Source organism: Trichococcus sp., from assembly GCF_049589555.1.
Taxonomy (GTDB): domain Bacteria; phylum Bacillota; class Bacilli; order Lactobacillales; family Aerococcaceae; genus Trichococcus.
Map to the genome: position 1 here is coordinate 1 of NZ_JBAWAZ010000191.1, position 6,779 is coordinate 6,779.

Genomic DNA, 6,779 nt, shown 5'->3' on the forward strand with positions numbered 1-6,779 from the left:
ATTCAGGATTTGTATCTTTAGCGACTGCAAAACCGTATGAACTGCCGGCTTCTTTGTCTGTAGCCAATTTCAGAGCCAAACCTTGGTCCTCGATGGCGTAGGCCATTACTGGGTAATCTTCGAATGCAGCTACAGAATTGCCGGATAGGACATCCTGATACATATTGGCGGAATCTTCAAAAACGGTGGTAGTGAAGCCATATTCATCCTTGATGGATTCGGCAAATGTTGCGCCTTCCGTACCGGTTTTAACTGCAACATTCTGACCTTCCAAATCTTCGTAGCTTGAGATGTCGCTGTCATCGGCTACTGCCATGACCACGCCACTTTCAAAATACGGTTCTGAAAAATCGAAGGTCTGTTTGCGTTCGTCGGTGATGCTCATGCCGGCGATGACGCCGTCAACTTGCTTGGTCTCCAAGGCCTGCAGCGCGGCATTGAATCCCAAAGGACGAATCTCCACCTCAAATCCTTGATCATCCGCAATCGCTTGGATGAGTTCCATATCGATGCCGACGAATTCGCCGTTCGCATCCTGGAATTCAAATGGTGCAAATGTGGTGTCTGTCGCGATGACAAACTTTTGTGTTTCTGTTGCCTCAACTACTTCGTGCTGGGCTGACCCAAAAATAAAAAAGCCCAAAGCCATGAAGAGCATCGGCAACTTTAGTCGCAGTTTCTTGCTTAACATATTTTTTCCTCCTTATAAACAGCATTCCTTCTGAATAACCATGAGATTACGATGAAGCCTCTGCTTGAATATTCATATAATACCACATCGAGATTATATTTTAAATTCTGAGAAATCACAATCATATAACGACACAAATATGTTAGAAAATGTGACACAAAACTCGGATTTCATAAAAACGCTAACAAATAAATGGCAACCAATCCAGTTTATTCGGGAACGTTCGGAAAAACGCAGCAAAAAGCCCTGACACGATGGCACAAAAGCTGTCATGTCAGGGCTTTTTCTAGGTCTTGTGAGGCAAGGGTGTGATCATTTAAAGGCCCGACTCAGTTCTTCAATCGCGCCGACCAGTGCATCGAGTTTTTTTTCCATCCGGTGCAGCAGGTACATCGCAATCACGATCGGAAATCCGGTATTGCTGATCAATTCCATATACGCCAGCACATCCACGTTCGCATCCATTCATTTTCCCTCCTTTCCTACATCTATAAAGACGTAGTAAGGGAGGGAAGTGTAACTGTCAGCGTTCTGTTTTCGAGATCACAGATTTTCGTTGATGCAACGCATGATGGCTTCGGCAACGCCGTTTTCTGAGTTTTTGGAAGTGAGGTACTTCGCGAATTCCTTGACCCCATCCTCGGCATTGGCCACTGCAAAGCTGGCGCCTGCTACTTTCAGCATGGAGACGTCATTGAAGTTATCCCCGATGGCCATGACATTCTCCAAAGGAATCCCTCTTTTTTTGGCGAATTTTGCCAAAGCGATCCCTTTTTGCGCTTCCACATGGTTGATCTCGATATTATTTTTGAAGGAAGAGGTCACGACCACGCGGCTGTCTTCGGCCAGTGTGGCGCGGATCGGCTCCAGTTCGCTTTGTCCGACATCGCTGAAGACCAGAATTTTCAGGACTTGCTGGGCGTTATCTTCCAGAACTTCTTTGAAATTTTCAACGTAGTTTACGTGCATCACTTCCAAACGGGCGACCGCCAAAACAAGCGCCATTTTGAAGGTTGTGTCAGGGTTTGTCTCATGCAGCAAGGAAGTCATTGACTCGATCCGGCGCACTTTGTCATCCGAAAATATGCCTTTGGATGTCATGAGTTCGCAATAGAGACCATATTTTTTCACATCCTCCAAAATATGGCGGGTGGTCGTTTTATCGATCCCCAGGTTTTCGTCCAGTTTTCCGTCTTCATCAAATACTTGCCCGCCGTTCAGCGTGATCATGGGGCAATCAATGCCGACTTCTTGCAAGGCCGGCACTGCTTCGGTATACCCTCTGCCGGTAGCGACCATAAATTTGATGCCTAATCTATTTGCTTCATTAATGGCGCTCACGTTCGATGCGGAGACTTCCATCTTATCGTTCAATAATGTGCCGTCCATATCCGAGACGATCAGTTCTATCATACATTCATCCTCCTGTTCGGTAATTGCAGTATATTCACACTTATATTCTACCATGATTTTTCAGTTTCACTGAAAATTTGTTCGGGACCGACTTAAATAATCGCCCGGAAGGCGGATGGACTGAAAAAGCTACGCACATTATGTTAAGATAGTCGCAACCGGAAATGGAAAATTTGACAGATAGTGGTGTGAAAATATGAAAGCAATTATCCATAATGAGTGGCAAGAAAAGTTGGAACAGGAGTTTGAAGCGCCTTATTACCAACAGTTGCGGGCGTTTCTGAAGGAAGAATATCTGAACGAGACGGTTTATCCCGGAATGAATCATATCTGGGAAGCCTTCGAATTGACGCCGTACAACAAGGTGAAAGTGGTCATCTTGGGGCAGGACCCTTATCATGGCCCGAATCAAGCGCACGGGTTGAGCTTTTCCGTGCAGAAAGGGGTCAAGCTGCCGCCTTCCTTGGTCAACATCTACAAGGAACTGCAGGATGATCTCGGCATTCCGATTGCGAAACACGGCGACTTGACATCTTGGGCGAAGCAAGGCGTTTTCCTGCTGAACACGGTCCTGACTGTCCGAAGTGGAGAAGCGAATTCGCATCGCGGAAAAGGCTGGGAATTATTGACCGATGCCGTCATCAGAGCGCTGAATGAGCGGGAAGAACCGGTCGTCTTCATCCTCTGGGGAAATGCATCGATAGCCAAAAAAGTGTTCATCGACACAACGAAGCATGTCGTGATCACCTCGCCTCATCCAAGCCCGTTATCTTCCTATAGAGGGTTCTTCGGGTCGAAGCCTTTTTCCAAAACGAATGAAGCGCTGCGCTCGTTCGGTATGGAGCCGATCGACTGGCGTTTGCCAGAATAATAGAAGAAAGGGGTGCTGCCTGTGAGAGGAAAATCATTGAAGACCAGAAAAGGAAAACTTTATTATCAGGTAGGCGGTACCGGTGATGCATTGCTTCTGTTGCACGGAAACGGAGAAAGTTCGGACATCTTCGCGAAGCAATTTCCTTTTTTTACGAAACACTTCACGGTCTATGCGCTGGATACGCGAGGCCACGGCAGATCGGCTCTGGGAGTGGAGAGACTGACATTCAAGCAGATTGCAACGGATATTCTGGCGTTACTCGATAAGGAAGGGATTCAACAAATCCATGTGCTCGGGTTCAGTGATGGAGGCAATTTGGGCTTGTATTTAGCGGCTCATTATCCGGAGCGGATTGCTTCTTTGATAACGATGGGGGCGAATTACGAAGCGGACGGCCTGACCGATGCCTGCAATGAAGAAACGCTGGAACGATACGAGGAGCTGCTGGCTTTGCCAGATACCGATCCGGACAAGATCCGTCGTCTCTGCATCCACAATCTTATGCTGGAGGAATTGGATCTTTCTGCTGAAGCTTTGCGCAGCATCCAAGCGCCAACCATGCTGCTGGCGGGGGAATTCGATCTGATCCGCGACGACCAAACGGAGGAGATGCATCGCCTGATTCCCGGATCGCAAAAATATATCGTGCCCGGAGGAAGCCATGGCTTTTTCGTGGATGATCCGAAAGTGCTGGAACGTCTTGCAAAAAAATTCTACACAAGCTTGTGATTTCCGGAGCGTATCAGGAGGTGCTTCCGGATAATTATGTTAGAATGAAATTCTGAAATGTCGCCGATGGCAGCCATTCGCTGCCGCGCAGCTTCTGGACGGATAAAGTGAAAATGTAAACAAAGACACAATATGTTGCGTGGTTTATAAAAACGCATACTACATATTGTGTCTTTCTTGTTGTAATTATATCCTCGCAACCGTATAATGGGTGAATAACAGTTGGGAAAAGGGTGAGGTAAATGAAGGTAGTGTTTATGTCGTTGACAGGCCAAACGAGGAAGTTCGTAAACAAACTGAACCTTGAGACTATCGAATTGACGGCCGATAACGCCTTCCAACCGATTGAGGAGCCGTTCATCATCGTGGCCCCGACCTACGATAAAGAGGTAACGGATATTCTGGTCGATTTCATCGAGACCGACCAGAACCGCTCTTATTTCAAAGGCGTGGCAGGTGGCGGAAACCTGAATTTCGGCAAGCTTTTCGGGTTTACCGCAAAAGACTTGGCGCGCGATTATGGCGTCCCGCTGCTGCACTTGTTTGAGTTTCAAGGAAACGAGAAAGACATTCAGATTTTGAAAGAGAAGGTGACGGAACTTGGATAGTCCAAAATTAGTAACCAAAACAGATGATGTAACCTATTATAAATTGAACAACGAAATCAATCGTCCGATTGATAATGCCATCCCTTTGCATAAGGATAAGGAAGCCGTACGGGCTTATTTCCTGGAGCATGTGAATCCGAACACGGTTTTCTTCTATACGTTGGATGAAAAATTGAATTATTTGATCGAACAGGATTACATCGAAAAAGAATTCCTGGAGAAATATCCACTTGAGTTCATCAAAAAATTGATGCAGGATACGTACAATAAGAAATTCCGTTTCAAATCGTTCATGGCGGCCTACAAGTTTTATACCCAGTACGCGCTGAAGACGAACGACGGCAAGCGTTATTTGGAGCGTTACGAAGACCGGATCGTCTTCAATGCACTCTTTTTGGCTGACGGGGACCAGCAATTGGCTGTCGACTTGGCGGAAGAGATGATCCATCAGCGCTACCAACCGGCGACGCCTACCTTTTTGAATGCAGGCAGAAAACGCCGCGGGGAATTGGTGTCGTGCTTCCTGATCCAAACGACGGATGACATGAACAGCATCGGCCGCACCATCAACAGTGCTCTGCAGTTGTCCCGCATCGGCGGAGGCGTCGGCGTGAACCTGTCAAACGTCCGGGCAGCCGGGGATCCGATCAAGAAAATCGAGAACGCGTCGAGCGGCGTAGTGCCTATCATGAAGCTTCTTGAAGATAGCTTCAGTTATTCCAATCAGCTGGGCCAACGCAATGGAGCCGGCGCGGTGTACTTGAACGTATTCCATCCGGACATCGTCGCGTTCCTGTCCACGAAAAAAGAGAATGCCGATGAAAAGATCCGCGTGAAGACACTATCGCTGGGTCTGGTCATTCCGGACAAATTTTACGAGTTGGCGGCGAAGGACGATCAGATGTATCTGTTCAGCCCTTATGATGTGGAACGAATCTACGGCAAACCGTTCTCTTATGTCGACATCACCGCCGAATACGAAAATCTGGTAAATAATCCGGAAATCTCCAAATCCAAGATCCGTGCCCGTGACCTTGAGAACGAAATCAGCAAACTGCAGCAGGAATCCGGCTATCCGTACATCATCAACATCGATACGGCCAACCGCTCCAATCCGGTGGACGGAACGATCGTCATGAGCAATCTGTGCTCGGAAATTCTGCAGGTGCAACAACCTTCCTTGCTGAATGACAAGCAGGAATATGAAGTGCTCGGGACGGACATCAGCTGCAACTTGGGTTCCACGAACATTCCGAACCTGATGAAGTCGCCTGATTTCGGGAAATCGGTCGAAACGATGGTCCGTGCCTTGACTTACGTAACCGACCATTCGAGCATCGATGCGGTCCCTACAATCAAAAACGGGAACGATCAAGCGCATACGATCGGTTTGGGCGGCATGGGTCTGCACACGATGTTCGCGACCAATCAGATGCATTACGGTTCGCCCGAATCCATCGAATTCACGGACATCTACTTTATGCTTTTGAATTATTACACGTTGGCAGCCAGCAACAAAATCGCCAAGGAACGCGGAGAAGCATTCGTCAATTTCGACAAATCCACCTATTATACGGGCGAATATTTTGATGCCTATACCGATTCCGATGTCGTCTTCCAATCCGAAAAAGTGAAACATATTTTTGAGGGCATCAAAGTCCCTACGAAGGAAGACTGGTTGCAGTTGAAGCAGGCAGTCCGTGAATCCGGCTTGTATCACCAAAACCGTTTGGCGATTGCGCCGACCGGTTCGATCAGTTACGTAAATGAAACGAGTGCGAGCCTGCACCCGATCACGCGTCTGATCGAAGAGCGGCAAGAGAAGAAAACCGGCAAGACTTATTATCCGGCTCCGCAGCTTTCCAACGAAACGATGCCTTATTATCGTTCAGCCTATGATATCGATATGCGCCGGGTCATCGATATATATGTCGCTGCCCAAAAGCACATCGACCAAGGCATGAGCCTGACATTGTTCATGCGCTCCGAATTGCCGGAAGGCATGTACGAATGGAAAGAAGGGCGCACCAACAAAATGACGACAAGGGACCTGAACATTCTGCGCAATTACGCCTGGAGAAAAGGCGCAAAATCGATTTATTATGTGCGTACATTTACGGAAAACAACGACGAAATCGGAGCGAACGCTTGCGAATCATGTACAATCTGATGATGCAGCGCAACTGTATTTGATTACTCTTATGCAATAATCGGAAAGTCTAACGGAGGAATGAAGGATGGCAAACAAGCCTTATGTAGCAATCAACTGGAATAGTATCGAAGACATGCTGGACAAGTTGACATGGGAAAAACTGACGGAACAATTTTGGTTGGATACGCGGATCCCGTTGTCCAATGACTTGGACGACTGGCGCACCCTCAGCAAACCCGAGCAGGATATGTTGGGGAAAGTGTTCGGCGGATTGACGCTTCTGGACACCTTGCAATCGCAGGACGGCATCGC

8 protein-coding genes are annotated in these 6,779 nt (G+C 47.6%); 5 read left to right on the forward strand and 3 right to left on the reverse strand.

Translation table 11 applies throughout. The features are described 5' to 3' along the window. The 3 genes from WBV27_RS07365 to WBV27_RS07375 form a co-directional block, all read right to left on the reverse strand. On the reverse strand, window positions 1-691 hold a 691-nt coding region (locus tag WBV27_RS07365), incomplete at its 3' end, for a transporter substrate-binding domain-containing protein (RefSeq protein ID WP_424200771.1). Between the two features lie 312 nt (window positions 692-1,003). Next, window positions 1,004-1,156: a YvrJ family protein gene (locus WBV27_RS07370; RefSeq protein WP_072763691.1), complete on the reverse strand. Its 153-nt coding sequence runs from the start codon at window positions 1,154-1,156 to the stop codon at window positions 1,004-1,006. A gap of 78 nt (window positions 1,157-1,234) precedes the next feature. Further along, window positions 1,235-2,104, reverse strand: coding sequence for a Cof-type HAD-IIB family hydrolase (locus WBV27_RS07375; protein WP_424200773.1), 870 nt, complete (start codon window positions 2,102-2,104; stop codon window positions 1,235-1,237). 196 nt (window positions 2,105-2,300) lie between these two features. Between WBV27_RS07375 and WBV27_RS07380 the strand changes: the two genes are divergently transcribed. The 5 genes from WBV27_RS07380 to WBV27_RS07400 all read left to right on the forward strand — a co-directional run. After that, entirely contained in the window at window positions 2,301-2,975 is a 675-nt protein-coding gene (locus WBV27_RS07380) for a uracil-DNA glycosylase (protein WP_424200775.1), read from the forward strand. Between the two features lie 36 nt (window positions 2,976-3,011). Further along, a complete protein-coding gene (locus tag WBV27_RS07385; protein ID WP_424200777.1) occupies window positions 3,012-3,707 on the forward strand; it encodes an alpha/beta fold hydrolase in 696 nt (231 codons plus the stop codon). A 242-nt stretch (window positions 3,708-3,949) separates the two neighbouring features. Beyond that, window positions 3,950-4,315 carry a class Ib ribonucleoside-diphosphate reductase assembly flavoprotein NrdI gene (nrdI, locus tag WBV27_RS07390; protein WP_424200779.1) on the forward strand — a complete coding sequence of 122 codons (366 nt, stop codon included), beginning with the start codon at window positions 3,950-3,952 and terminating at the stop codon, window positions 4,313-4,315. Continuing rightward, entirely contained in the window at window positions 4,308-6,485 is a 2,178-nt protein-coding gene (gene nrdE, locus WBV27_RS07395; protein WP_424200781.1) for a class 1b ribonucleoside-diphosphate reductase subunit alpha, read from the forward strand. The genes nrdI and nrdE overlap by 8 nt, the downstream gene beginning before the upstream one ends. A 67-nt stretch (window positions 6,486-6,552) precedes the next feature. Further along, a partial coding sequence (locus WBV27_RS07400; protein ID WP_424200783.1) for a ribonucleotide-diphosphate reductase subunit beta occupies window positions 6,553-6,779 on the forward strand: 227 nt, incomplete at its 3' end.

Excerpts from the sequence above, each read along its gene's own strand:
- WBV27_RS07370 (WP_072763691.1), bottom strand. The coding sequence starts at position 1,156 with ATGGATGCGAACGTGGATGTGCTGGCGTATATGGAATTGATCAGCAAT.
- WBV27_RS07375 (WP_424200773.1), bottom strand. The coding sequence starts at position 2,104 with ATGATAGAACTGATCGTCTCGGATATGGACGGCACATTATTGAACGAT.
- WBV27_RS07380 (WP_424200775.1), top strand. The coding sequence starts at position 2,301 with ATGAAAGCAATTATCCATAATGAGTGGCAAGAAAAGTTGGAACAGGAG.
- nrdI (WP_424200779.1), top strand. The coding sequence starts at position 3,950 with ATGAAGGTAGTGTTTATGTCGTTGACAGGCCAAACGAGGAAGTTCGTA.